The 23,973-nt window shown below is 68.2% G+C and carries 36 protein-coding genes; 4 read left to right on the top strand and 32 right to left on the bottom strand.

Going from position 1 to position 23,973, the window contains the following annotated elements:
- Window positions 1-79 precede the first annotated feature (79 nt).
- From ABD882_RS18920 to ABD882_RS18815, 22 genes are all read right to left on the bottom strand, one after another.
- A complete protein-coding gene (locus ABD882_RS18920) occupies window positions 80-1,018 on the bottom strand; it encodes a hypothetical protein (RefSeq protein ID WP_345189053.1) in 939 nt (312 codons plus the stop codon).
- Between the two features lie 524 nt (window positions 1,019-1,542).
- Window positions 1,543-2,100 (bottom strand): hypothetical protein, encoded by a 558-nt coding sequence (locus ABD882_RS18915; protein WP_345189052.1) that lies wholly within the window; start codon window positions 2,098-2,100, stop codon window positions 1,543-1,545.
- The gene (locus tag ABD882_RS18910; protein ID WP_345189051.1) at window positions 2,097-2,354 is read right to left on the bottom strand and encodes a hypothetical protein; all 258 of its coding nucleotides are present in this window, start codon (window positions 2,352-2,354) and stop codon (window positions 2,097-2,099) included. Before ABD882_RS18910 ends, ABD882_RS18915 begins: the two co-directional genes overlap by 4 nt.
- 33 nt (window positions 2,355-2,387) lie before the next feature.
- Entirely contained in the window at window positions 2,388-4,061 is a 1,674-nt protein-coding gene (locus tag ABD882_RS18905) for a DNA cytosine methyltransferase (protein WP_345189050.1), read from the bottom strand.
- Window positions 4,058-4,336 carry a hypothetical protein gene (locus ABD882_RS18900; protein ID WP_345189049.1) on the bottom strand — a complete coding sequence of 93 codons (279 nt, stop codon included), beginning with the start codon at window positions 4,334-4,336 and terminating at the stop codon, window positions 4,058-4,060. Before ABD882_RS18900 ends, ABD882_RS18905 begins: the two co-directional genes overlap by 4 nt.
- Window positions 4,333-4,584 carry a hypothetical protein gene (locus ABD882_RS18895; RefSeq protein ID WP_345189048.1) on the bottom strand — a complete coding sequence of 84 codons (252 nt, stop codon included), beginning with the start codon at window positions 4,582-4,584 and terminating at the stop codon, window positions 4,333-4,335. The genes ABD882_RS18900 and ABD882_RS18895 overlap by 4 nt, the downstream gene beginning before the upstream one ends.
- Window positions 4,585-4,617: 33 nt before the next feature.
- Entirely contained in the window at window positions 4,618-5,406 is a 789-nt protein-coding gene (locus tag ABD882_RS18890) for an HNH endonuclease family protein (protein ID WP_345189047.1), read from the bottom strand.
- The gene (locus tag ABD882_RS18885; RefSeq protein ID WP_345189045.1) at window positions 5,403-5,780 is read right to left on the bottom strand and encodes a hypothetical protein; all 378 of its coding nucleotides are present in this window, start codon (window positions 5,778-5,780) and stop codon (window positions 5,403-5,405) included. The genes ABD882_RS18890 and ABD882_RS18885 overlap by 4 nt, the downstream gene beginning before the upstream one ends.
- Window positions 5,780-6,076 carry a hypothetical protein gene (locus ABD882_RS18880; protein ID WP_345189044.1) on the bottom strand — a complete coding sequence of 99 codons (297 nt, stop codon included), beginning with the start codon at window positions 6,074-6,076 and terminating at the stop codon, window positions 5,780-5,782. The genes ABD882_RS18885 and ABD882_RS18880 overlap by 1 nt, the downstream gene beginning before the upstream one ends.
- On the bottom strand, window positions 6,073-6,279 hold the full coding sequence (locus tag ABD882_RS18875) for a hypothetical protein (RefSeq protein WP_345189043.1): 207 nt from the start codon (window positions 6,277-6,279) through the stop codon (window positions 6,073-6,075). The genes ABD882_RS18880 and ABD882_RS18875 overlap by 4 nt, the downstream gene beginning before the upstream one ends.
- Window positions 6,279-6,506: a hypothetical protein gene (locus tag ABD882_RS18870; RefSeq protein WP_345189042.1), complete on the bottom strand. Its 228-nt coding sequence runs from the start codon at window positions 6,504-6,506 to the stop codon at window positions 6,279-6,281. The genes ABD882_RS18875 and ABD882_RS18870 overlap by 1 nt, the downstream gene beginning before the upstream one ends.
- Window positions 6,506-7,414 (bottom strand): hypothetical protein, encoded by a 909-nt coding sequence (locus ABD882_RS18865; RefSeq protein ID WP_345189041.1) that lies wholly within the window; start codon window positions 7,412-7,414, stop codon window positions 6,506-6,508. The genes ABD882_RS18870 and ABD882_RS18865 overlap by 1 nt, the downstream gene beginning before the upstream one ends.
- Before the next feature lie 116 nt (window positions 7,415-7,530).
- Complete coding sequence (locus ABD882_RS18860) at window positions 7,531-7,836, bottom strand: hypothetical protein (protein ID WP_345189040.1); 306 nt, start codon at window positions 7,834-7,836, stop codon at window positions 7,531-7,533.
- Window positions 7,837-7,885: 49 nt separating this feature from the next.
- Window positions 7,886-8,278 (bottom strand): hypothetical protein, encoded by a 393-nt coding sequence (locus ABD882_RS18855; RefSeq protein WP_345189039.1) that lies wholly within the window; start codon window positions 8,276-8,278, stop codon window positions 7,886-7,888.
- 64 nt (window positions 8,279-8,342) lie between these two features.
- A complete protein-coding gene (locus ABD882_RS18850) occupies window positions 8,343-8,921 on the bottom strand; it encodes a hypothetical protein (protein WP_345189038.1) in 579 nt (192 codons plus the stop codon).
- A gap of 2 nt (window positions 8,922-8,923) precedes the next feature.
- A complete protein-coding gene (locus tag ABD882_RS18845) occupies window positions 8,924-9,346 on the bottom strand; it encodes a hypothetical protein (RefSeq protein ID WP_345189037.1) in 423 nt (140 codons plus the stop codon).
- Window positions 9,343-9,849 (bottom strand): hypothetical protein, encoded by a 507-nt coding sequence (locus tag ABD882_RS18840; protein WP_345189036.1) that lies wholly within the window; start codon window positions 9,847-9,849, stop codon window positions 9,343-9,345. Before ABD882_RS18840 ends, ABD882_RS18845 begins: the two co-directional genes overlap by 4 nt.
- Before the next feature lie 42 nt (window positions 9,850-9,891).
- Window positions 9,892-10,914: an enolase-like domain-containing protein gene (locus tag ABD882_RS18835; RefSeq protein WP_345189034.1), complete on the bottom strand. Its 1,023-nt coding sequence runs from the start codon at window positions 10,912-10,914 to the stop codon at window positions 9,892-9,894.
- 55 nt (window positions 10,915-10,969) lie between these two features.
- Window positions 10,970-11,596 (bottom strand): hypothetical protein, encoded by a 627-nt coding sequence (locus ABD882_RS18830; protein ID WP_345189033.1) that lies wholly within the window; start codon window positions 11,594-11,596, stop codon window positions 10,970-10,972.
- A 204-nt stretch (window positions 11,597-11,800) separates the two neighbouring features.
- Window positions 11,801-12,355 carry a GNAT family N-acetyltransferase gene (locus ABD882_RS18825; RefSeq protein WP_345189032.1) on the bottom strand — a complete coding sequence of 185 codons (555 nt, stop codon included), beginning with the start codon at window positions 12,353-12,355 and terminating at the stop codon, window positions 11,801-11,803.
- A gap of 47 nt (window positions 12,356-12,402) precedes the next feature.
- The gene (locus ABD882_RS18820; RefSeq protein WP_345189031.1) at window positions 12,403-12,636 is read right to left on the bottom strand and encodes an antitoxin VbhA family protein; all 234 of its coding nucleotides are present in this window, start codon (window positions 12,634-12,636) and stop codon (window positions 12,403-12,405) included.
- 4 nt (window positions 12,637-12,640) lie between these two features.
- Entirely contained in the window at window positions 12,641-12,916 is a 276-nt protein-coding gene (locus tag ABD882_RS18815; protein WP_345189030.1) for a hypothetical protein, read from the bottom strand.
- Window positions 12,917-12,995: 79 nt separating this feature from the next.
- Here ABD882_RS18815 and ABD882_RS18810 point away from each other — a divergent pair, with 79 nt between their 5' ends.
- The 3 genes from ABD882_RS18810 to ABD882_RS18800 are packed head-to-tail and all read left to right on the top strand — an operon-like array spanning window position 12,996 to window position 14,982.
- A complete protein-coding gene (locus ABD882_RS18810) occupies window positions 12,996-13,568 on the top strand; it encodes a helix-turn-helix domain-containing protein (RefSeq protein ID WP_345189028.1) in 573 nt (190 codons plus the stop codon).
- Window positions 13,565-14,176 (top strand): hypothetical protein, encoded by a 612-nt coding sequence (locus ABD882_RS18805; protein ID WP_345189027.1) that lies wholly within the window; start codon window positions 13,565-13,567, stop codon window positions 14,174-14,176. Before ABD882_RS18810 ends, ABD882_RS18805 begins: the two co-directional genes overlap by 4 nt.
- On the top strand, window positions 14,173-14,982 hold the full coding sequence (locus ABD882_RS18800) for a hypothetical protein (RefSeq protein ID WP_345189026.1): 810 nt from the start codon (window positions 14,173-14,175) through the stop codon (window positions 14,980-14,982). The genes ABD882_RS18805 and ABD882_RS18800 overlap by 4 nt, the downstream gene beginning before the upstream one ends.
- Here ABD882_RS18800 and ABD882_RS18795 read toward each other — a convergent pair whose 3' ends face one another.
- The 3 genes from ABD882_RS18795 to ABD882_RS18785 all read right to left on the bottom strand — a co-directional run bounded on the left by ABD882_RS18795 (window position 14,983) and on the right by ABD882_RS18785 (window position 16,791).
- Window positions 14,983-15,780, bottom strand: a complete 798-nt coding sequence (locus tag ABD882_RS18795; protein ID WP_345189025.1) for a hypothetical protein — start codon at window positions 15,778-15,780, stop codon at window positions 14,983-14,985.
- 331 nt (window positions 15,781-16,111) lie between these two features.
- Complete coding sequence (locus ABD882_RS18790) at window positions 16,112-16,387, bottom strand: hypothetical protein (protein ID WP_345189024.1); 276 nt, start codon at window positions 16,385-16,387, stop codon at window positions 16,112-16,114.
- Window positions 16,384-16,791: a hypothetical protein gene (locus ABD882_RS18785; protein ID WP_345189023.1), complete on the bottom strand. Its 408-nt coding sequence runs from the start codon at window positions 16,789-16,791 to the stop codon at window positions 16,384-16,386. Before ABD882_RS18785 ends, ABD882_RS18790 begins: the two co-directional genes overlap by 4 nt.
- Before the next feature lie 510 nt (window positions 16,792-17,301).
- Between ABD882_RS18785 and ABD882_RS18780 the strand changes: the two genes are divergently transcribed.
- Window positions 17,302-17,466 (top strand): hypothetical protein, encoded by a 165-nt coding sequence (locus ABD882_RS18780; RefSeq protein ID WP_345189022.1) that lies wholly within the window; start codon window positions 17,302-17,304, stop codon window positions 17,464-17,466.
- A 24-nt stretch (window positions 17,467-17,490) separates the two neighbouring features.
- Here ABD882_RS18780 and ABD882_RS18775 read toward each other — a convergent pair whose 3' ends face one another.
- From ABD882_RS18775 to ABD882_RS18745, 7 genes are all read right to left on the bottom strand, one after another.
- Window positions 17,491-18,084 (bottom strand): prepilin peptidase, encoded by a 594-nt coding sequence (locus tag ABD882_RS18775; protein WP_345189020.1) that lies wholly within the window; start codon window positions 18,082-18,084, stop codon window positions 17,491-17,493.
- Window positions 18,084-21,038, bottom strand: coding sequence for a LysM peptidoglycan-binding domain-containing protein (locus tag ABD882_RS18770; protein ID WP_345189019.1), 2,955 nt, complete (start codon window positions 21,036-21,038; stop codon window positions 18,084-18,086). The genes ABD882_RS18775 and ABD882_RS18770 overlap by 1 nt, the downstream gene beginning before the upstream one ends.
- Before the next feature lie 13 nt (window positions 21,039-21,051).
- Window positions 21,052-21,513, bottom strand: a complete 462-nt coding sequence (locus ABD882_RS18765; protein ID WP_345189018.1) for a hypothetical protein — start codon at window positions 21,511-21,513, stop codon at window positions 21,052-21,054.
- Between the two features lie 539 nt (window positions 21,514-22,052).
- Window positions 22,053-22,697, bottom strand: a complete 645-nt coding sequence (locus ABD882_RS18760; protein ID WP_345189017.1) for a hypothetical protein — start codon at window positions 22,695-22,697, stop codon at window positions 22,053-22,055.
- A gap of 1 nt (window position 22,698) precedes the next feature.
- Window positions 22,699-23,064, bottom strand: coding sequence for a pilus assembly protein TadG-related protein (locus ABD882_RS18755; protein ID WP_345189016.1), 366 nt, complete (start codon window positions 23,062-23,064; stop codon window positions 22,699-22,701).
- Between the two features lie 7 nt (window positions 23,065-23,071).
- Window positions 23,072-23,518, bottom strand: a complete 447-nt coding sequence (locus ABD882_RS18750; RefSeq protein ID WP_345189015.1) for a hypothetical protein — start codon at window positions 23,516-23,518, stop codon at window positions 23,072-23,074.
- Complete coding sequence (locus ABD882_RS18745) at window positions 23,515-23,937, bottom strand: hypothetical protein (protein ID WP_345189014.1); 423 nt, start codon at window positions 23,935-23,937, stop codon at window positions 23,515-23,517. Before ABD882_RS18745 ends, ABD882_RS18750 begins: the two co-directional genes overlap by 4 nt.
- Window positions 23,938-23,973 lie beyond the last annotated feature (36 nt).

The raw sequence follows: 23,973 nt of genomic DNA, 5'->3' as shown, positions 1-23,973 counted from the left end.
CCTTCGTCAAGGTTATATTAGGGAAGATTGATTGAAAAATGCAAGCACATTTCGCGACAGGGGATTGCATCCCGCGCGCTCAGCTGGCGAGGGCCTGGACGTGGTGCTTGCGCCGATACGCATCGAGCGCCTTCTGTGCGCCGCGCTCGGTCATGCCCACCAGGTCTGCGATCTCTCGGAAGGTGAGAGGTGGCTGCGCGCTGCGCGCCGCGTCGATCAGCTCCCCTCGACGCTCGAGGATCTCTTCGCGCGCCGAGAGCTCCTCGGCGACGTCACGAAGGTCCTGCCGGATCGCTTCACGGTTAGAAATCGACGTACCCATGCGAACGAGGTTACGGAACTGTGTTCGTGAACCGTGTTCATCCTGCGGCGCGCCGCATTCCGCGCCCTGGTCGCCCAGCGCCGTTATATTCGTGAACAGCCCGCCGAGAGGAGAGTCATGACCGCCGCCTACGATGCCGATGATGCGCTCCTGGACAGTGCGCAGGTCGCTGACCGCCTCAAGGTCAAGATCGGCACCGTCTACAAGCTCAAGGCCACGGATCCCGCGTTCCCGAAAGCCGCCAGCTTCAACGGTCCCTCCCCTCAGTACTGGCTCTCCGACGTCGATCAGTATGTGGAGGGCCGGTCGCGCCGATCCCCGTCTGCGCGCGGCCGGCGGCCGCGACTTCTCGCGCCGGATGCCGTTGATGCATCCGTGTTCGCGGAGCGCCTGCGCGCTCAGATCAAGGCTGGCGCCGGTCTTCCCGATGTTCGCACGCAGGCGGACCTGATCCAGGTGCTCGGGTTGAACAGCATCACCTTCGGCCAGCGCATGCGCGGCCGCACCCGCTGGGCCGACCGCGAGCTCACGGCGATCGCGGATCGGCTTCACATCGACGTCACGGACGCGAACGCTGTCGTCGATGCTGCCCGGGCGCAGAAGGCCTGACCGCACGCTCACGGTCTGCGGCGGGGATCCGGCCTGGTCACGCTCTGGTGCGCCCGAACACACCGGTTCCCGACTCGTCTTCGACATCAGCTGCTCCTCCGTGGCGCCTCCGCTGGATGCTCTCACCTACAAGGGGGGCTCTTCGGCGCACGTTCTGGACAAATTGGTGCCACCGCGCCACGGCTTCGTGGGCCGGGCTCAGTCCTCAGTGTCGGTGAGCAGCAGGTCGAGCAGCCCACCCGACCATGCCCACGAGCCAGTCGGCCCGTAGTCGCTGTCATCAAGGACCCAATGATGATCCGAGACCATGTCCCACACGGTGACCTCCCCGCAGCTGGGGCACCTGGTGGCGAAGAGGTCGTATCGCGGTGCGATCAGGGGTGTGCGGCGGCCGACTCTCGGGATCGCCTCGGCGCGCGCGAGATCCTCAACTGCAGGATGCCGCAGTCCTCGTGCGGTGAACGGGGATGCGGTCGACCCGCACCCGCAGCGAGCCTCAGGCTCCGGACACAGCTGCACGGTGCTGCGCTCCCACGCTCCCCATTCGACCTTGCACCCGTCCCATCCGACGGGCAGCGGATGCGACGCGTCCCGCAGCACGATCAGATCTCTCAAGCCGTCGTCGATGCCGCGAGCGCGGGTGCGGTGGCCGCGATCGCGGTTTCGGTCTTCTGCACGGCGCGGGCGATGGAGACGACGATCGATGTCGGCATGGGCCGCGGGTCTCGTCTTCGTGGTTTCACAACCATGCGGAGGCTGGTGCCGTGCGGGATGAGCAGGCCCCACCCGTTGGGGAGGTCGTCGCGGACGATGCGTCGGTCGGCGGCGACCAGCGAGAAGTAGTGGCAGTAGCGGCCCCAGGCGTCGGCTTTCTCCGGGTCTCGGAGTTCGGCGAGCCAGTCGGCTCGGGAGATCTTGACCTCGAAGCCGTGTACGGATTGGCGTTCTCCCCATCGTGCGGAGTCGCGCTCTGTTTCGGTGAGCTCGCTATGCGGGGCGGACCAGGTGTCGAGTACGAGGGCGTCGGCGATCCTGTCTCCGCCCCAGCTGCCTGGGGTGGTGGGCACTTTCTCGGCGATCACGAACTGGCGGCCGACGTAGGACCCGTTCCGGTAGGTCTTGCCGTAGCGGACGCGGAGCCGGTCGAGCATGTCGCGTTCGGTGGTCATGCGGCGTTCGCAAGGCTCTGGATCGGGCGGCGGCGGGGACGCTCGGCGGTGAGCGCCCGCCGATACTCCGGGTCTTCGGCGTACCGCTGCTGGCATCTGCGGATGAACGCTTCCTCCGCGGTTCGTGGGATGCAGGCCCGCATGGCGGCGATCTCGAGCAGGATGTGGATCGGTTTTCCGAGGCGCTGACTCTCGGCTTCCCAGTGCTCGAATGCGGGGCGGGGGAGATTGAGAACGACGGGGATGGTGCCCATGGTGTCCTCCTCGATGGATGGGTGGGGTTGTGGTTAGGCGGCGAGCGCGAACTTGTCGACGCGGTAGCCGAGGGATTCGACGCAGGCGGCGATGATGTCGCGGGCTGCGTTGGGGGTGACGGCGTTGCCGGCCATCTTGACCTGCTCGCGCTTGTTGCCGAGGAGGACGTATTCGTCGGGGAAGGACATGCCCCGCTTGATCTCGCCGGGCTCGAGCATCCGGAACTCGGCGTCGTAGACCATGTCCCAGATCTCGGCGTCGGTGAATCCGAACTCGAGCAGCCCTTCCTCGCCTGGTGTGAGGAGCGACTGGTTGCCGGCGGCGGTGAGTGTGTGCATCGGCTCGGTCACCGGCGTCGACATGCCCGCCATGGTGCCGCGCGAGTTCTGCTGACGGATCACGAGGGCGTGGTGGTTGCCGTTCGCTGCGACGGTATCGATCGGCGCGTCGGTCGGCTTCGCGACGCCGTGGTTGCGCAGCGGGACGACGAGCGCGGTCTCGTTCCTCGTCGACTGGGTGCGCAGTGGATCGGCGGCCAGGCGTGCTCTCTTCCCGTCGCGGCCTTCAACCGGGATCAGTAGGGAGGCGTGGTTTCCGCCGGCGACGAGCGCCGGGAGCGGTGCGCCGACCGGGGTCGACCTCGCTGCGTCGGATCCGGATACCTGGTTCACGATGAGGGCCTTCGACGCCGAGGTGTGCAGGGTGCGTAGCGGCTCGTCGACGGGCCAGGCGCGGTAGTAGGCGCCGGGGTCGAGGTGCTGCGGGTGCCGCGGGCTGGTGGCGTCGTAGGTGTTGCCCTGTGCCTCGACGACCATGTCCTGGCCCCAGTGCTTCTTCACACCGTGGAAGGTGCGCAGCATCGTCTTGTGTTCGAGCTCCTTCATCCCGAGGGCGCTCCGGTCGCCGATGCGGACTCCGCGCTTGGACCAGTCGATGATCGTGTCGGCGCCGGCGACGGCCGGGAACACCTCGGTGTTGCAGGCCGGGTCGGGGCAGCGGAGGGTGTACTGCGCGCCGTAGGTCTTCGTGACCGCGCCGCGAGGCTTCATGACCTGCGCGGACTGGATCAGGCCGTGCTCGGGGCAGATCGCTTCGGGGCGGATCCAGGACTCGAAGTCCGGGCGCGGGTTCCCGGCCCGCCAGAACACGATGTACACGCGGTCCCTGCTCTGGGGTGCGCCGTCGCCGAGGCCCTGGGAGTGCATCGAGTTCAGCCAGAGCACCTCGTGCCGGTAGCCCATGTCGTGCATGGACGTGAGCCACCGGTTCCAGTGCACGCCCTTCACCACCCTGGGGACGTTCTCGACGATGACGATGTCGTAGAGGTGCACGGCGGTGAAGCGGGGCACGTCCCACATGCCCATGCGGGACCGGTCGGCGGCCTCGTTCGGGAGGGAGTCGCCGAAGAAGTCCCAGGCGAGCTGCCCGTCGGGGAGCTTTTCGCCCCTGGCCTGCGACCAGTAGGTGCACTCCGGGGAGAACCAGCCGATGTTGGTGCGCGGGTACCGGTGCGGGTCGGCCTTGTTGATGTCGGCCTTGTCGTGGTCCGTGTCCGGGTGGTTCGTGTTGTGCGTGGCGATCGCGAGGTCCCAGTGGTTCACGGCCATGGTGACGCGCACGCCGGGCACCTGGATCCCACCGGTCGACGAGCCGCCGGCGCCGCAGTAGTAGTCCGACATGGTGATGTCGGAGCAGCGCGACGTCATGAGGGGGCCTCGTACTCGCGGATCGCCGCGGCGAGCGTCGCCGTGTCGATCGGGGTCGGTTCGGCGCGCAGCCAATGCCGGGATCCGGCGTGGCTCGTATCGGCGCACAGCGGCATGGCCTTCGCGAGCTCCTCACCCGTCAGCATCGCGAACGAGTCCCCTGCCCCGACGTAGAGATCGCTGATCCGCACATCGCCGACGGACGCCGGCGTCCCCGCCTGACCGGAGATGCTGACCGTGTCGGCCGGGCGCTCGCCGGTCCTGAGGGAGCTCATAGCCGCAGCCCCGCCGGCGTCGGCGCCAAGGGATGAAGGGCCGGGGTGCGGATGCCGTCGGCGCGCAGCGCTGCCAGGCATTCCGGGCAGGTCACCTGCCGCAGATCCTTGTCCCTGGGCGTCTTTCGGCGACCGCACGCGACGGTCCCCGTCGGCGGCCACGGGTAGCAGACCCGTTCGCAGTCCGGGATGGACACCACGGTCGGCGTCCACGACTCCCGCCACAGACGGATCGGTCCCTCGCTCATGGGGTTCTCCTGCCATGTTGTCGTCGGGGCGCGTCATCGGCCCGCCTCGCATTCGGTGAGGGCCGCCACGAGCGCATCGCGGTCGGCTTTGGGCACGGTGATCTCCCACGTGTGGACGATCTGCGTGTACTTGGTGACGTAGGTGCACCGGTAGTAGGTCTTCGGGATGAAAGCCGCCGGGCCGTCCTCGCCCTTGCTCTCGTTCGCGGATCCGTCGACGGCGATCACATCGGCGAGGTTGTTCGCGAACTCGAGGCGACGCTGATCGCTCCACGCCCACGCGCCCCCGACCCACGCGGCCTTGAGGCTGACGATGTGCTCGCCCTGCACACCGGAGGATCCCTTGTTGCCGGGTTCGGCGACCCGGTCGTGCTGGAAGACGATGCGGCGGCCGGTGTAGGGGTCGCGCTCGAGGACCCCGGTCAGGACGGTGCAGCCGTTCGTGTCCTTGACGACGTCGACCAGGTCGCGGGCAAGCATGTCGTCGCGCTGCCGGCACCCGTTGTGGTCGACGTCGGCCCAGGCGGGCCCGAACTTGGGGCGCGAGTACGGCGGCACCGGCTGGGCCGGGTCGACCACGGTCAACGGGAGCGCCGCGGCGAGCGCCAGCGCTTCCGCGTAGGCGCCGTTCTGAGCGCCTGGATCCGGTTGTGCCGCGCTGGGTGCCGAGGTGGCCGGGGTAGAGGCCTGGGCGGGCGTCGTAGCGTGCGCGGTGGGCGCGTGCGGAGTGCTGGCGCGTAGGGTCCCGGTGATCATGCCGGCGAGGGTGAGCGCGACGGCCGCGAGGGCGAGGACGCCGGTCGTCTTGACGCGGGTGTTCATCGGCTCTGCTCCGCTGCCTCTGCGGGTGCGCATGCGGAGCAGAGGTCCTGGTCGTCGCTGATCCACGAACAGCCGCCGAAGCAGCCCTGGTCGTCGGTGCAGCCGCAGCTGCTGCAGGTGCGGATCTCGACGACGTCGACCAGGTCGATGGTGGGGATCCGGCGCAGGTCGGTCGCGAACGCGGTCACCCGGTCCAGCAGCTGCGCGGGGATGCAGGACGGGAACGTGATCGTGACCGTCGTCGCTGGTGTGGTGTCTTCGGCCTTAGCGACGGCGTCGTCCCATTCGGGGGTGCGCTCGACCTGGTCGGAGTACTCGATGCCGATCGTGGTCTCGAAGATCTCCACGGCGCGCTCGTGCTGCTCGGGGGACATCAGCACTCAGCCCCGATCGAGGTGAGGGTGGCGGTGGTGCGCTCGAGGCCGTCGAGGCGAAGCATGGTGTTGCTGATGCGCCAGCGGCCGTCGTCGAGCAGCCGGAAGGTGGCCTCGTCCGGGGTGGATGCCTGCACCAGCTGCGCCATGGTGCGCAGCTCGTCTGCCAGAACGAAGAGGGCGCTGCTCGCATCGAGCTCGTCCAGGCCCGCGGCCCGACCGGCAAGCCGGTCCGAGGTGCCAGCGAGCTCCAACAGTGCGGCGTGCAGGTGCTCGCTCTGCTCCTGCGCGGTCATCGCACGCTCATCTCGACGCGGCGCCCACCGAGCGGCCGCAGGACCGACGTGAACGTCTCCTCCATACGCTGCGTGAGCGGCTTCCCGTCAACACGGGCGCACACGAGCCGGAAGGTGCCGAAATCCCAGCAGACCTTCATCGGCACACCGAACGCGGCGGTCATCTGCGCCGCCAACTCCCGGGCGGTCTCGTTCTGGTCCATCAGGGACGTCCTTTCGCGTCGCGGAGCATGGCCTTCGTGATCGGCTGGTCCGGGTCGAGGGTGTTGAACAGGCGGTAGTAGTGCACCCACGCGCGATACGCGCGCACACACGTCAGATCGGTGCGGCTGCCATGGTTCGGGCACCCACCGCGGCTCTGACAGCCGCCCTTGTACCCACTCGGCGTGCCATGCGTGACCGCCTCGAGCTGATCCAGAACGCGACTCATCACGCCGCCTCCGCAACGGCCGCACGCAGCCGCCCGACATGCCGCACCGTGACCCCGACGATCTCCGCGAGCTCACGCTTCTTCAGCTGCCGCTCCCCCGCCTGCGCCAGCACGATCGCGCGCTCCTGTTCCGTGAGCCCCACGCGCTCGCCGCGGAGGGCGAGGTGGATGGCGACGTGGTCGATGACGGGGGCGTGGTCGACGGCGGGGGGTTCGTCGTCGGTGTCGATGTCGTCCCAGGCCAGGGGCGGGAGCCATCCGTTGCGGGACGCGCGGGCGATGGTGCTGCCGTAGGACAGGCGCTGCCCATAGGTCTCGATGGGCGGGTGCTGGTCCCAGAGCTCTTCGTAGACGGCGGCGATGGTGGTGTGGATCTCGGACAGCACGTTCTGGCCGGCGAGGGCACCGCTGAGAGGGCGAGGGCCGATGTGCGCGTGGCGGCGGATCGCTTCGACGGACCATCCTCGGGTGCCGAGTGCTTCGATGCGGCGGCGGACGCCGCGGCCGCTGATCCAGTGTCCGGCGGGGATGTCGCGGAGATCCGGGGCGATCGCCAGGATCCGTTCAGCGGTCGTGCGACGAATGAGAACTGTCGAGTTTCGCCTCGTTCCGCGGCGGCTGTTGTGCCCGCGCATGATCCGGTTCACGCCCTCTCGTGAGGTGTCGGACATCGCGGCGATCAGAGCGGGGGTGAAGCCGGCCGTGATCAGGTCTTCGATGTGCGTCTGGGCGGGCTGGGCGGACACGAAGTCGGAGGTGGGCAGGCCGTACGCCGCGGTGCGGCGGTAGGCCGCTCGACGCTCAGCGTTCGCGGTCCGGCACGGGGCGCATGCGCAGTCGTGCTCCTGGTAGCAGCTCGACGTCGCGCCGTGCTTGTGGTCGGGCGGGCAGATCTGGGTTCGCATCACTCCTCCATCCTTAGTTATATTCCCGAATATAACTGAAAGGATTGGAGGTGCCAACCCCTTCACCTACAAGGGGTGGCCGTAGCGGCACAGGGTGGACAAATGGGCCACCGGCAAGGTCACGGTTTTCCAGCGTCCGCGGAGCGCACCAGCCGCCACCGAATCAACCAACCGAGGACCAGCATCACCGGCAGCGCTCCAACGCTCGCCCAGAGGATCCACCAGGCATCGAACGTCGCGGCCCAGACCCCTGATCCGATGCAGAGCGCCGCATACATGAGGCCCCCGAGACTGATGAGGCGCGGCACGGCAGCAAGCACCCACACGACCAACCACGCAGCGAGCACCCACGCTGCGGCCACCATGACGATGCAGGCCGTTGCTTCGAGCTCGCCGGCGACGGGGCCGGACGGCGGGACGATCATGCGTCATCCCACTCGGGGTGTGGCGACGTGCACCTGCGGCGCGAGGAGTTCACGACGCGGTTGACCGTTCATAGGCGCGAGCGCTGCGGATCTGGAACTTCGCGACCCAGCGCAGAACCCGCGTGCGTACCCGCCGGATCCGCAGAGTGCTCGCGATCGCCCAGATGATGACCTCGAGCGCGCCGAGGAAAGCCGTGACCACGAACGCCAGGAACAGGCCTGTGTACAGGAGCGCGACGATCCCCTTCGCGCCGAACGCTGCCTCGGGCGCCGTTGCCGCCCAGAGGTCCTTGCCGGCAAGGTCCACCCCGAAGAACAGCACGGCGAAGATGGCGGCGAGGACCGCCCAGAGGATCACGCTGTAGACGAGCACGCCGATGTGGCGCGCCCAGCTGCGCGGCTCGAAGAGGTAGGCGACGTGATCCGCGTACCGGTTGAACATGTTGGAGTTCCTCTCATTGATGCGCTGGCGCGCTCACTGCTGGTGGTGGTTCTGCTCACCCTCGTCAGAATCGGATCCGCTGGACGCGGGTGGTGCGGTCGGTGAAGGTGCCCATGCCCGCGCAAAGGTGGCCCCCGGGAGATGCGGTGTCTCCGAGCACCACGGTGCTGAGCTCGCGTGCGATCTCGTCTTCGATCACGGGGTTCCGCGTGCTGGTCGCAAGCGCCAGGTGGACCCCGTCGCGGGCGCCTTCATGGATGAGCTGGCGGACGTTGCGGCGCAGCTGCTCGAGCTGCGTGGCGTCTTCGGCGAGACGGAGGATCCTGTCGTAGTCGTCGAGGATGACCAGCACGGGAGGGAACGTCGCGTCGGGTTCGTCCTCACGGTTCCGGGCGCGCGCGTGGAGGATGTTGATCGCGTCCGCGACGATCAGGAAGGCCTGATCGAGACCGGACGCGTCAGTCGTGTGCGGGTCGAGCCAAAGCACCACGCCGCCGTGCTGCTGCCAGCTGAGGAGCAGGCGGATGAGCCCCTGAGTGCGTCCCGTGCGGTGCGGGCCGGTCACATGCAGGTGGGGATCCGCGGAAGTGTCCCACGCGTCGGTGAACGCGACGACGGCGTCGTCGAGGAGGCCGGTGGTCATGATCAGGCTCTGTGCACGGCGGGCGGCCGGCGGTCGGTGATCACCAGAGGGACGCTGCGGCGGCGCGAGATCTCGACGCGCCAGATGCGGCTGCGTCGATGCTCGGGGAGGTCCGCCCTGTTCGTGTGGTCGAAGCTCCCGCGCAGAGCATGCAGGAGGTCCTCGGCGCTACCCTCAAGGTCGGTCGGCTCGAATGTCCATCCGCCGCCGAGGTTGTTGCAGGGCCCGCGGACGCCCTGGCCAGAATCGACGATCGTGTAGACGACGACTCCGCGGGGTTCAAACTCGGCCTGGCGGGTCACAACGGCGTACGCGTCATCGGCGGCGCGGACCGTCCACCACCGCCTGTCACCGGCGAAGCGGATCTGCTCGTGCAGCTGCAGCCCGGCCACCTCGAGCACGGCTTCCACCGCCGCGGCGCTCATCGGCTGGCTCCGGCCAGTGCGGGCGCCGCATCGATACGCGTGTGCACGAACCCGTCGCGCAGCGTGGGCAGCACGCCCGCGAACAGGGACCGGTCGGCGCCGAGGATCAGGTGCACGCGGACCGCGCGACCGCAGTCGATGATCGCAGCGAGATCCATCGATCCAGTGAGGCCGATGTAGTCGTTGACCGCGAGCACCAGCGGTGTCTGCTCGTCATCGGTGTCCCGCTGCTCCTCGAGCCGCGAGTACCGCTCCACCATCAGGTCGTATGCGACACGGATATCGGCGGCCCCGTCGTCGACATCGCTCGGGCACAGCGCGTTCCAGCCGCTTTGCTGCAGTTCCGTGAGCATGGATGTGATGTGCCGTGCGCGCTCCGCCCGGTCTTCACCGATCAGCAGGCAATGCGCCGTCACCGCAGGCCTCCACTCCAAGGGAAGCTCCCCCTGGCTTCCTGGCCGTCGCAGGGTGAGCTCCCGGTACGCCTCGAAGCTGATGTCCATCTCCGCACCTCCTCGCAGGGAACACCCGATTGGTGCTCTCACCTACAAGGGGTCCCCCGCGAACCGGCCGCTGGACAAATCCCCTCGCAGCGCGGGTTCCCTCTCGAACACGACGCCATCACGGGCGACGTCCCAGAGCACGATCCAGTCCCCCTCGAGGCGCGAAACGACATCTGACGCAACCCGATCCCGGTACGACGCGGATGCAAGCCGCGGGTGCATCCGGTACCCGACCTGGATCCGATCCACTCCGAGCCGCTGATCTGGATGCCGCGGCCGCCGCCACTCGACGAGGCACGTCGCATCCGTCCCGAACACGCTCTGAACCAGCGCGTGGACGCGGGTCGCCTCAGCCTCGGATGAGACGGTCGGCACTGCGGGGAGCGGGGTCGTGTCAAAGTAGCGCTGCAGCTCATCCGCCGCGTCCCCGAGCGTTTGCCCCTGCAGCAGGTCGGCGATCCTCCGAGCGAGATCCGCCTGCCGCCGCTTCACATCGCCGTGTCGCTCCGACAGTTCCGCGTGGCGCCGTATTTCGTCGCTGGTGTAGTGGTGATCGTCCTCGGGCGCAATGCTGCCCCTTAGTCGTTGCGCGTCGCCCGCGAGCCGGGCGTACTCCTCGAGCAACGCGGCCGCATCCCACGCCGCCTGGTCAGATACGCCCGCAGCCACGATGAATTCGCCGAGGCAGGGCACCCTCCGAAGCGCCCCCAGCTCAGGACGCCGCAAGATCGCGACGACCTTCCCCTTCCGCTCCAACGGGCGATAGACGACGCGGAGCCCCGCCCAGAGAATCCCACCGACCGCCATCGAGATGACGAGCACCCAGGTGAGCCACGATCCGAACGGTTCCGGATCCGCGGCAACGCGCATCCCCAAGATCACCTGAACCATCACAGGGAGAGCGCCAAGCAGCTCGATTCCGAACGAGGCCCACCCCACCACGGCCGAGAGGTTCCGGAGCCACCGAAGTGGCGCCGTACGCCGCATCAGAGTCTTCTCGACCTCGTTGAGCGCGAGCAGCTGCTCGATGGCATCACGTGCCGCAGGGCTCGGCGCCGGGTTCACGACCCAGCACGCATCGAACCTCGCGCGTGCACTGCTCACGACCCGGAAGTATGCGTCAAGAAACACGCTGTCCTCCCCAGATCTTGATCCGGACAGCAGGAGAGCTCGTCCCGAAGAACCAGCCTTCCCCGTCCTCGACGGCCGGAACATGAACCGCCGGGAACGCAGCCTCCAGCGCCTCGCGCTCGCTGCCGTTGACGGGTCCGACGGCGACGGTGCACGCCAGACCGGTGAGGGTGGGATCGACGTCGACGTCGCCGACGATGACGTGCATTCCGGCGCGGTGTCCGTCTGACATGAGCCGGCGGATGGCGTCGTTGATGCGGTGCAGCTGCTGCTCGTTCCGAGCTTCGCTGGCGATCGCGTGGCGCTCGTCGACGAAGACGGTCAGCATGGGCAGCGGTGTCTCAGGTGCGGTGAGTCGCGCCTCGAGGATCTCCATCGCGCTCTGCAGAGTGCGTTCGACCTCGTCGACGTGCATGCCGGGGGCCATCCACGTCGGTGCGGGGATGAGGAGCTCTCCGTGCTGCCTGCAGCACATCTCGAGGAGTTCGTGGATGACGGTGAGGCGTTGTCGGGTGTTTGCGGCGACGACTTGGACGTGGGGGTCCGTCGTTGGGTCCCAGGTCGTGGACAGCGTGACGACCCGGTCGGCGATCGGCGGTGCGAAGGTGAGCGACATGGTTCCCTCCTGCTGAGGAGCGATTTGCTCTCTCACCTACAAGGGGTGCTCTGAGGCTCGGCGAGTGGACATCTACGTGCTGAGGTCGGGCGGCGCGAACATGCCGAGGGGGCGCGCTCTGCATCCCGTTGGGTCGGATCGCGGCGTCCGGTGCGCTGGAAACACCGCTCGAATTCGCCCTCGGACGAGCCTTGCCGTGGGTGCTCAGTGCACGGTGAGGCGCCTATCGAAACCGCGGCCTGCCCGACCGGGTCCCTGCCCGGAAGGGATCCCGCCGATCAGAGTGGTCTCTCCGCGCCCGAGGATGCGATACCCGAGACGTTCGTAGAACGGCCAGGACGGTTCCGGCAGATCCTCCGCGAACCCGAACATGGCCACGGCGCCACCACGGCGGCACTCTGCCTCGAGCAGCCGCACGAGTTCCCGACCGATACCGAGACCACGCTGCTCCGGCGCAACCGCCATATGCGAGAACAGGCGCCACCGCGTCAGCACCTTCCGTGCGCTCATGGGGTCCTTGAGGTGCAGGAGCGGTTTGATCAGCATGACGGGGGTCCACGCGGTTGCAGCACCCACAACGTCGCCTCCAGCGCGAGCGACCGACGTCACTGGATCGGGCAGACCCTGGAGCCCCTGGACGAGCTCGCGGACGATAGCCGGCGGGGGGACAGCTGCCTGGGTGCCGTGGAATCGGCGAAGGAACACGTTGACTTCGATGTTCGCGTCCAAGTCGGCGTTGTCGAGCAGCTCGAACTGCACCTCGTGCGGATCCGTCATGCCTTCACCGTACGCAGAGACGGATGAGATCAGCGCGTGGTCCGCCCGCGCGCGGTTTCCGCGATCGCGTCGCTGCGGCGCTGGTACTCGGTCTCGTCGATCCTCCCGGCGGCGTAGGCGGTGAGGTTTTCGACGACGTCGCGTGTGGGCGTGAAGCCTTCGTGCCAGCTGGTGGCGAGCGTCTGCACGACGGCGGTGCGCTGTACGTCGTCGAGTGGTTCGAACAGTTCCGGCCATCTCTGCTCGATGTCGAACGTGTCCATGGTGTCAGCTGGCGCGGACGGAGATGAGGGTGAAGCCGGCCGGCGTGAGCGAGCGGAGTGCGTCGAGGTCGGCGCCTTCGATCTCCTGCAGCCCGTTTCGGCGTGCGATCGTCGCTTCACAGGTCAGCACCGTGTCCTTCTTCGACATCGCGACCGGCGCACGCGTGATCTCCCACCCGTCGGGGGTCTGTGCAGCCACGAGGTCCTGAATCTCGTCGAGTTCCTCCCCCTGCACGGTGATCTTGCGGGTCTCGTCAGGGCGAATGGTTCCGATCAGCACCACGCAAGCCTAGAAGCAGCCACAGACGCTCTATCGCACCGATCGACCCACTAGGGCGTTTTCGCCCTAGACTTGTGTGGTGATCGCTGAGCAGCTCACCCAACTCCGACGTCGCCGCGGAATCGCCGCGACGGCCCTCGGCGCGCGCACTGGCATCGACACCAGCGCCATCTATGCGTTCGAACATGGTCGACGCGACCCCCGCGCCTCAACCGCCACCGCTTGGGCGAACGGCCTTGGCGCGCGCCTCCTCGTCGTTGACACCAGTGGCCGCGCCTCCGCTGCCGAAGCGCTGACCCTGATCAGGCTCGAACTCGCGCAGAACGACCGGAACGCCGCCACCCAGGTCCTCCTGCAGCTCGCAAACTCGCTCCATGCCAGCGACCCCCTCGCGGTGGCCGCACTCACTGTCGACGAACCCACCGAGCGCCTCGACGGGTGGTCCTGGGCGGTCGCCGGGATCGTTGAAGACGAGTCCGACCGGCGCGGCCTGCCGATCCCCGCCTGGGTGACTAACACCGCGGGAGTGCCAGATGCGGCGTGGAGCCCTTGGGCGGCGGAACTCGCTGACCTGGTCGACGTCGACCAGGTCCCTGAGCCCCTTCGCCGACGTGGGGTTCTCATCGAATCCGGCGAGTTGGCATCCGCATGACCGCCCCTCAGCCTTCCGCGCGGCTCACCCGCGATGACCTCGAGGTCGGCCTGCGCGATCTCATACGCCGGCTCCAGGAGCACGACGAACCGGTCGCGCTCCGCATAATCGGCGGTGCAGCCATCGCCCTCTGGCACAACGCCGCACGCGGCGCCACACAGGACATCGACGCTGTCCTCACTCCCGCCGATGTCATCCTCGCCACGGCCCGCACCGTCGCAGCACAGCACCTGTGGCCCGAGGACTGGATCAACGATCAGGCGAAGATGTTCCTCCCCAGCGGCATCGGTGTACGAGGCGAGGAGTGGGAACTCGTCTACTCCCGCGGATCCGTCACCATCCAGGTCGCATCCCTCGACATGCTGATCGCCATGAAACTCAACGCCGCGCAACGGCGCGCGCGACGCGAGTACGAAGATCTCCGCGCCCTGCTGGCTGAGCGCGAAATCACGACTGCCTCCGAAGCTGAGGCGCTGTTCGAGGACTTCTATCCCGGTGACGGGCTCAACGACACCGCCTACCGAATCCTCGGCCTCGCGCTCGAGAACCCGCAGCAGCCCGTTGTGACTCCACCGGATCTCGATACCCCGCCCAACCCGCTGCAATGATGCTGCTCCGGCCCATGCTGTCTGCGGCGACGCCCGCGAAGGTCGTGCCGGAGACCGTGATCACCGAAGCACACGCGCGTCGGATCGTCGCGGAGGCGCAGGCCGCGTACCGTCCGGACTACGGCTGGGGGCGTTCTCCCTACGGGGTCTCGACGACCCGTCTGATCCGGACGCTCAGCGCCCCCGACTCCTCGTCGACGGCTGCAGACGTCGTTGCGCTCGGGTGCCGCGTGGCCATGGAGGAGCTGCACAGCAGGCGGCCGACAGGCACCGACGTCGGCCGGGTCCTGCTCACGCACGCCGAGGAGCTTCTCCGGCCTAGGCTGCGCAAGGGGCTGTTCCACGAGTCGCCGGATGCGACCACGCGCCGGGCAGAGCGGAGGGCTGCCCGGCTGCAGAATGACCTTCCGGCGTTCAGTGCACTCTTGGGCACCATCCTCGAGTGTTCGGCGGCCGCGCTGCGTCGCACGATGGTCGACCATGGGTGCTCTTCTGTGCGACTGTTCCGTGGCGTAGCCGGCACTGGGGCGCCGCGGACCCTCGTAGAGGCATCAGCGGCGCGGTACCCGATGCGGGCGTTGAGCTCCTGGTCGACCGACTTCGAATCGGCAGAGACCTTCGCCCGTTTGCCTGGCCCTGGCGTCGGCGTGGTGGTCGAAGCCGACGTGCCGGCCGGGTGCCTGGCGATCGCGCCCGGCCGTGGTGAGGGTGAGGTCTTGCTGTTCCCGATCGCGCTGAACAGCCGCGGCCGCGCGGCAGGGTTCCATGAGCTGCAAGTCATCGAGGTACACACCGTCGATCGGTGATTATCTCCGCCGGCGCACCACTCGCGGGTTGAACGCGACGGACGAGGTCACGGCGTGCACGTGGAACCAGCGCGATTCCTCGGGCTTGGTGTAGCGGCCGTAGGCGATCACGTCCCGACTGAGCAGGATGTTCGGGTCGGTGATGCCGAGGCGTTCGAGGCTTTGCTTGTCGACGAGGATCGCGACGCTGTTGGCCGCCTTCTCGAGGCGGATCATGAGGCCGCCCCAGCGAGTCGTCCGGTACCCGGCGACCGTGCCCCAGATGATCAGGTCGCGGTTGAGCCAGGTCGCGCTGTCAGCGTCACGGGCGGCGACGATGATGTCTTCCGCGGGCACGGGCTTCTTCCCTCCGAGGAGCAGCTCGAGGTTCTGCGGCATCGTGCCGGCGATCAGGTTGAGCAGCATCGTCGAGAACGAGCGCTGGTCAGCTGTGTCCATGTCGCGCTGTGCCGGATCCGTGCGGTACCGGCGGGTGAGAGAGCCGGGGCGTCGCGGATCCGGGCGTCGTCGCCCATCCGGGCCAGAGCTGGGCGGCTCGGCGCCGAGCCGCATCCGCCACTGGGCGGGCCGGTTCCCCTGCGCGTGATCGTGGCCCGCGTCTCCCGGCTGGCTGTGCGTCTTGCCGGAGTCTTCATCGCACCCGGTGCGGTGATGCGCGGCGAACGCTGCGGACTTCTTCGTGGAGTGCAGAGCCGTGGCCCACGCCTTGGCGCCGCACTCGGAACCGTCGGGCACCTCGCCCGGGCACCACAGCGGTGGCAGCACGGCTAGGGTCCTCGCCTGTTCGAGGGTGATCAAGGCGCCATGTTCGTTCCTCGCCACTTCCATCGCCACTCCCCCTCCGTCGTGTGCGGTCTGAAATTGTCGACGCCCGATCTCGTCAGCTGGCCTAGCCTGCTTCTCACGCTCCAACGGGTCGTTGGAGAATTGCATCGAGGTTCGGCACCTCGAGCGTGCCCGCGTAGTCATCGGGCACCGGGTCGTTCACCATGCCTCCACCGTAGGGACGATCACCGACAGCGTGCACCCATGCCGCGGACGTTGGCCTGAGCGCTCAGCGCCTTGGCACCGCCATGGTGTCGCTCACCAGACAGATCCGCGTGGCCTGCTGGCTGCTGCAGGGTCGCGCTCATCGTTTCGGCCCTTCGCGACCCGGCAGCGGGTATCGGCGCGCGTAGGCCTTGCGTGCGGCGTCGAGCCTCCCGACGGCGAATCCGAATGCGTGCGTGGCGTCGGTGAGCTCGGCCCATTCCACGGAGGCGTGCGGATCCGGGTCGGTGCGGTCTAGTCGAGCGAGCTCGTCGGCGATGCGCTCGGCCGCGTCAGGCGCGATCGCTACGCGCCCGCCGTGGGCGCGGGCGGCGGCGGCGAGTTCTCGCAGGTCGATGACGTCTTGGGCGCTCATGCGGATTCCATTAGGGCATCGAATGGGCGGGCGATGTCACGGCGCCCGTACCGGTCGGCGAGCTTCGCGATCGAGGCCGCGGTGCGGTGCATGGTCGTCAAGATCAGGAATGGGGACTCACCGGCAGCCAGCAGCCACTCGACATCCTCAAGGACTCGTTCCCCCTTCGTCTGCTCTTCTTCGGTGTCGACGATCGCGGGTTCAGGGTCGGTATCGATCTCGTCCCAGGCGAGCGGGCCGACCCAGCCGTTGCGGACGGCGAGGCGACGGTTCCTGTCATGCACCCATCCGACAGGCTTGACCGTCCACAGCTCTCGGAAGAGCGCGTGGACGGCGTCCCGGCGAGCGGGGGTCACCTGGTCGTGATGTCCGTTGACGAGGCCGGTGAGATTCGCCTGGGTCATGCCCAACCGCAGCGCGAGATCACCTTCGAGGTGTCCTAGGGCCACGAGCGCCTGCAGACGCCTCACCGTCCCTGTCGCTGGGACGGTCCGCAGCCAGGGCAGTCGCTCGTGCGTTCGTGCCCGCCATGCCCGCTGGTAGTGGGTGTGGCAGAGTCCCCGAGCTTTCGCTGGCCGCGTGCAGGTGGGATGGTCACAGCTCCTGTTCAACGCGATGTTCATCGCCCCTCCCTGGGTGCGAAGGCGACTTGCCCTCCTACCTACAAGGGGTGGCTGCGGCGGGCCTTGATGGACAAAATCCGCCTGCAGGTGTTCCCGTGACGCGCCGGAGATCCATAGTTATCCATATCTATGGTCTTTTTCGCGGGGCGTCCGGGATGTCGTTGCCCGGGCAGTCTCGGCTGCGGTGTCCGATCAGCTCAGGAATCGGGACCCACGGTAGTCATGAGAGAGACATCACCGGCGACCGCGCATGTGGTCGCTATGACCAGTAGACGGAAGCGGATCCGCCGCATGACCCGGATGGTTGACGCGTGCGCGGGATTGGCACGCTCGCTCGCCCGCCTGTTCTGGTGGATCAGCGTCACCGTCATCATCGTCTGGGCTGTCGCGGGCGCGATCCTCGACGGCGACCCCAGTGACCTGGGCAGTCTGCTCACCGCCTTACGCCCCGGCTGAGCAGCTCGCGCCGGCAGCGGACTCTTACCGGCCGCTGAGGGCCGCGAGCAGGAGCACGAGGATCGCGGCGGCGGCGATCGCTGCGCCGTGCGGGTGCTTGGTGGGCCTGCCTGCGAACTGGCGGAGGAGGATGCGGGCGCCGCTGATGAGGATCGCGATGGGGACGAGGTACGCGGCGAGGGGGCCGGCGATGGTGGCGACGAGGAGCGTGGCCGTGCCTGCGAGTTTCGCGTCGCCCATCCCCCACCAGCGGAGGGCTGCACCGGCCCCGTAGAACACGGTGACGCCGGCCGCGGTCGCCACCGCGGTGAGCGCCGCCGTCGGGCCGTTGAGGATCGCGGTCTGTCCGGCGAGAACGGCCCCTGCGGCGAGCAGCAGGGCGGTGTACGTGTTGGGGATCCGGCGGGTGATCTCATCGATCGTGGCTACGACGACGAGGGCGGCTGAGAGGGCCACGAGAAGCGCCCAGGGGAACGCTGCGGGTTGCCAGTAGCGGACGAGGGCGAGCACGAGGCCGATGCCGGTGCCTTGCGCGAGCGCCCAGAGCAGCGGGTGGCGCGGGCGGGCCGCCACCTGGTGGTCGACCGCGGTTTCCGCGCTGCTCTGGGTGCTCGTCATCAGCTGAGTCCGGGAAGGACTTTGTGTGCGGCGTCGATGAGCTCGACGGTCTCGTCGTCGAGTTCGGTGTCGGTGCCGATGCGCTCGTACATCTCCTCGACGACGCGGTTGAATGCGTCGGCGTCGCCTGCCTTCATGGCGGTCTCGATCTCGAGTCGCCATCCGGTCTCGACGAGCGGGTCCGCGGCCTGTGCGGCGCGGGCCGCGGTGCGGGCGTCGTCGAATCTGGAGGATCCGAGGGCGCGGTGTGCGAGCTCGGCGGCGGCGTCGACGATCGCCTGACGCATGGTCTCTTCCCAGTTGCGCTGCCAGGTCCACCATCCGCGCTGCCGCTTCACGCCGGCGAACGGGATGCCGCGCACGAGTCGCACCGCGGCGAGGAGGTTCTCGTTGCTGGTGGTCTTGAGGTCGGGGCCGATGAGCTGGCAGAACACGTGCCAGTCGGTGGTCATCGCGGGGTGGGCGCTGAACCCGGCGCTGGCGCGTCCTTCGGGGAGCAGCGGGTTGCCGTCGGGGTCGTGTCCGAGGGCGCCGCGGACCTGCTTCGCGAGGGTGCGAGCGTTGCCGTTCTTCGGGTCGTACTTGTCGGGCCAGAGCTGGGACTGGACGAACGATCCGGCAACGGGCCCGTTCTGCAGGAGCAGGAACGCGAGCAGTTCCAGGCCGCGGCCGGGCAGAGCCTCGGGATCCGCGATGCCCTCGGCGTCGACCGGCCCGAGCAGGCGGATCATCGGTGCCGGCCAGTCTGGGACCACGACCATGGGGGCGCTCTCGCCCTCGAGCTCGGCGGCGGCTTCTGCAGGCGCGTGTGACTCCTCGGCGTCCGCGGTGGTCTCGGCGGCGGCCGCCGCGTCGGCAGCGTCCTCGTCGTCTTGGGCTACGAGCTCAGCGGCCGCGTTGGCGACCATGGCCTCGGTCGCGGGCAGGGGCTCGGCCTCGGCGGGCTGCGGGTGCTCGGCGATGAGGTCGACGACGTGTCCGGCCTGCTCGGTGACGGCGAACAGCTCGCGCATTGCATCGAGCTCTTGGCCGGCCAGAATCTGCGGGCGGAACGGCATCGGCGGCATGGCTCCGCCGCTGCAGTACTCGGCGTCTTGCGCGGACTGCACGTTGATGGTCGCGCCGTCGACGAGCGGGGCGCCGTGGGAGACGGTCGCGATCCCGAGGCGGGGCATGCGCTCCACCAGTTCAGCGAGCTCGTCTCGCAGCGCGCCGACGGGCGGCTCGGCGAGGATCACGATGTGCGGCGCCCAGGATTCCATCTCGGTCGCCCGGGTGCGCGCCTCGAGCACGCCGCCGACGCCGTAGGAGTCGAGGGCTTCGCGGCGGTCTTCCATGTCGGCACGCAGGTTCCGCACCAGCGCGGGCACATCAGCGACCTGCTGGATCCGTGCCCGGTTCAGCTTCCAGGCGAGCGCGTCGTCCATCCCGACAAGCGTCACCTGGATGTCCTCGGACCAGGGGTTCTGAGCGAGCTCGGAGGCGAGTGCGTTCAGCATGCCGACGGCGATCTCGTCGTCGCCGTTCACGTTCAGCGACCCGATCTGCTCGAGGTCGAGCAACAAGAACCCGCCGTTCGCGTCGGTGCCGATCGTCGCCAGCGCCGGGTAGGGGGACACCGTCGGCCGCGGCGGCGCCACGGCGCGCCCTGGGCGCACGATCCAGGCGGTCCCGTCGTCTGACACGCTCTCGAACGGCTCGGGCAGCTGTGCCGGTCCTGCCAGGTACAGGGCGACTTCCTCGTCCGCGACGCGCACGGCGACGAGCTCCGGCAGTTCCGCTCCGGTCTCTTCCGCCCATGCCTGCAGGGTCCGGAGTGAGTTGTCGACGTCGTCTACCGATGTCGGATCCGAGATGTATTCCGTCTCGAGCTCCATCCGCTGCGCGTCGCCCTCGGGAAGCGCGATCCGCTCGTCCAACGCCCGGCGGCGGCGCTGCTGTGTTCGACGTACGCTCAGCGCAGAGAGCAGCCCGGCTGCGAGGATCCCACCGATGCCCCCAGCGGTCATGAGCGGCACGGACCAGTCGATCCCCTGCTCGGCTTCTTCCGTCACGGGGGCGACCGCTTGCGGCGCCGGGCGCTCGATTGGCGGGGCCTGCTCGGGGGCCTTCGACGGCGACGGCGTGGCCGCCACGTTCGAAGAGCCGACGCCAGCGCCCGCAGATCCTCCGTCGACCGAACCCGGGGGGAGGGCTCCTGGAGCGTCAACGCCGTCAGGCGATGTGGAGGTCTGCGGCGCCGGCGCCGGGGTCACGGGAGCCGGTGCGGGCGCGGCGGGTGCCGCCGCTTCTGTCACCGGCACGTTCACCACCCATCCCGGCTGGATGAGATCGGGGTCCGTCAGGGTCTGACCGTCGGGCTGAACACCCGGGGTGGCTTCGACGATCTCGGGGTAGTTGTTGCCGTCCCCGGTGACGCGCTCGGAGATCCCGAAGAGCGTGTCGCCCTCCTGTACAGTCACCTGCTCGTCGTGCACCGTGGGCGGGGCCTGCTGCTGTATCGGGGTCTGCTGGATCGGGGTGCGCACCACGGGCGCTGACGCGACCGTGCCGGCCGACACAGACTGCACGGTCGCGGCGTTCGCCGGCGCCGCGCCGCTGAGACCACCAAGCCCGGCGAAGGTGAGCGCGACGGCGCCGATGAGACCGGCGGAGAGGTTCTGCTGCCAGCGCGTCGCCCGGAACTTCTTCCTGGTCTTGACGCCCCGGAAGGAGGCGAAGAGCTCGACGAGGAACGGTGCGGTGAAGGCCGCCCAGATCACCCAGAGAAGCAGCGGCAGCACCTTCGTGAAGAGGATGATGTTGCCGTAGTCGGGCGTGAGGGTGATGATCGCGTTCCACTGCGCGGCGGTCGGGAACGGGTTCCCGGCGAGCAGGAAGAGCACGACGGGGAACCCGATCACCCAGGCGAGGATCAGGATCAGGGATCCGAGGCCTGCGAGCAGCTTCTTCATGCTGGCTGTCTCCTTAGTTGTAGGTGTCGCCCGTCGTCGTGACGTTCACCGACTGCAGCTCACCGACCCTAACGTCCGTGGTGGACGTGGCCGTGGGCATCTGGATCTGCCCCGCCTGCCCGCCACCGGTCCATTCGACGACCCAGCTCGTGGTCGCCGTGACCGTGAACGTGCCGCCCTTGGTCGTGTGCTGGTACCGGATCCCGCAGGTCGGGGAGTCCACGGCCGCCTGGTTCGCGTAGGCCGCCGCGTTGAACGGCGTCCCGGCACCGCAGGTGACGTTCTGGCCGTCGCCGGAGTTCCAGTAGAGCGACTGCACAGAGGCGTTCGCGGTCACCGTGACCCCGCCGAGGGTCGCGGTCTTCGACTGCGGACCCCACGATGTCGGCGCCGGGTTGTTCACCCACAACCAGACCGGAATCCCGACCCAGGTGCGTCGATACGGGGCCGTCCCCGGCGGGTCGTCCGTGTGCACTTTCAACTCCGGCGCCATACCAATTTCGATCGGCGAAAGCACGAACGTCTTGGCCAGCGCACCCGCTGCCTGCGCGGGCGTGTACCGGTTGATCCCCGGTGGTGGTGTGTTCCTCCAGACCGGGACGCTGAAGCAGCCTTGGGCTGGAGGGCATCGAGCATCGGTGAACGTACACGTGTACCAGGCGCCCACCGACGGGTCGTGCGTTGTGGTGGGGCCCTGAGGATCGTCAAGGGACCAGTAGCACTGGCGCTCGTTGTCGAACCAGGCGTTTCCCACGTTGCACGGGATCTCAGTCGGCGCTGGCTTCGTGTAGTTGTCGACGCACTTCGATGGGCCTGGAGTGAAATCCGCAGGTCCCGCGCCGGTCCCGGGATTCGATGTCCCCGGATCACCTGGATTCGTAACGACAACGTCGCAGACCCAGACAGGCCCTTCGTAGTGACAGTCCTGAGCAGAGGCCGGTCCTGCGGCACCGATCAGCATCGCCCCAGTCGCAAGAACCGCGGCCATGATGCCAATGAGCAGACGCTTCATCCTCAGCATTGCGGCATCGCCTCCCCGTCCGATGCGCGCATCCGGCGATCTTCCTGGATCATCCACGCGTGCGCGTCCGGCACGTATACGAGCGTTACGGCAACGGGCGTCCCTGGGGTGTTCTTGATCTCGGGGACGCTGTACTTGATCTTCGTGTCATCGATACACCCGTAGAGATGCACTCCCCCGAAGTCGACCTTCTGCCCGTTCTGAGAGTTAGTCGACGTGGAAGCCTCGGACATTGCGCCGTTGAGCGTCCAAACGAAGGGGCCCCCAGAGGCGATGGTGTTGACGCCATGGTCAGCGGTGCTGTTCAACGTTGTCCACGCCGAACCGCCCTGCAGCACATACCCGCTCAGGTAGGACGCACCAAGCGAAACATTCTCGAAGAACGGGATCTGTGCCTCCAGGTACGCCTCGTACGTCTTGTTCGCCGCGGCGACAGCTGCATCTCCGTCCTTAGGCGCATCTACCTGTGGGGGCATGGGCCGATCGGTCGCCGAGGCCGTCGGCGTGCTCGTAGCCGTCGGCGACGGGCTGCTGCTGCCGGTGGGCTTGGGGGTGCCCGGGTCGCACGCGGTCAGCCCGAGCACCGCGACCGCGGCGAGCGTGGCGACGGTGATGGTGGTGGCGGTACGGCGGGTCATTTCAGTTTCCGATCAGTCGTGCGGATCTGGTGACGTGGATGGGGATATCCGCGATCTTGAGGATATGTGGGCTGTAGGTCATGTCGACGGTGACGGTGACGGTGTCGCCGGCCACGCGGGCGGTTCCGCGGACGCCGGCGGAGGCGAGGTAGTTCTGTGCTGCCGTGACGGCCATCGGGCCTGACAGGTCGAACGCGTCACCGTTGACGCTGGTACCGGCGGCAGCGTTCGTTCCTGCTCGAGCAGCGGATTGCGCGATCGAGATCGCCTGCTGCACGGTCTGCGATTGGCCTCCGCCGTCGACGACGATGCCGGCCATGACGAAGAAGGCCACGAAGATCAGAGCGAACATGGGCACGAACTTCATGTGGGGATCACCTCTCTCGGTAGGGGTCGACGGGCGAGTGCTCGGTCTTAGTGACGGTGAAGGTGCCGGGGAGGTTCCAGCCCGGGAAGACGAGATCACCGTAGGAAACCACGCAGGTGATCGTCGCGGAGACGGTACCGGCCTGGCCGAGGCCGGTGTGGAGCCCGTTGCCGCCGATCTCGACGTGGAGGGACTGACAGATCACGTTGCCGCTGAGGGAGGTGTTCGCCGCGGCGATCGCGTGAGGCACAGCGTCACCACCACGCGAGAGGGACGCGTCCCGGGCTGCCGCGAACGCGGCCGCCTGGACGGTGTTATTGATGGCTGCGCCGCGGCCGAGGAGCGCGATCAGGCTGATGAGCGCGATCGCGACGAGGCACATCATCGCCCAGCCTGGCACGTCTTCGAGACCTCCGCGCTCGCCGCGGAGGAGTCGTCGGATGCGGGTGATCATGGTGCCGGCACCCACTTCTCGATCGGGCCGGTCATCGTGTAGCTGACCGGTGGTGCTTCGATGCCTGGCAGGAGCGCGACCGCGTTTCCGGTGACGGTCACCGTGACGGTGTCGGCTCCTCGAGTGATCGTGACGCGAGGGTTGCGGAGCGTCTGTCTAGTGTTGGCGATGAGCTGCTCTGCGGTGCTCTTGCCGGCGTCGGCGGGCGCCTGGTAGGCCCGGCTGTCGGTGTACGCGGCCTGCGCGGCTGTCTGTGCGACGTTGTAGCCGGCGAACCACCAGGCCGTCTGGAATCCGATCAGCAGCAAGAGCAGCGTCGCCATGAGGAGCATGGCGGTTCCCGCCCATCCCTCGTCACGGGCGAGGAGTGCGCGGAGAGCGCGGAGCCGCTCTTGCTGCTGTCGGATTCGGGTGATCATCAGTGCGGGAGCAGGCCCTGGATGAACCCGGGGGCC

Origin of the sequence: Microbacterium panaciterrae (assembly GCF_039541635.1) — a bacterium.
In the GTDB taxonomy this organism is placed as follows: Bacteria; Actinomycetota; Actinomycetes; order Actinomycetales; family Microbacteriaceae; genus Microbacterium; species Microbacterium panaciterrae.
Note: the sequence above shows the minus strand (reverse complement) of the source record. Positions and strands in the feature narration are given on the sequence as shown.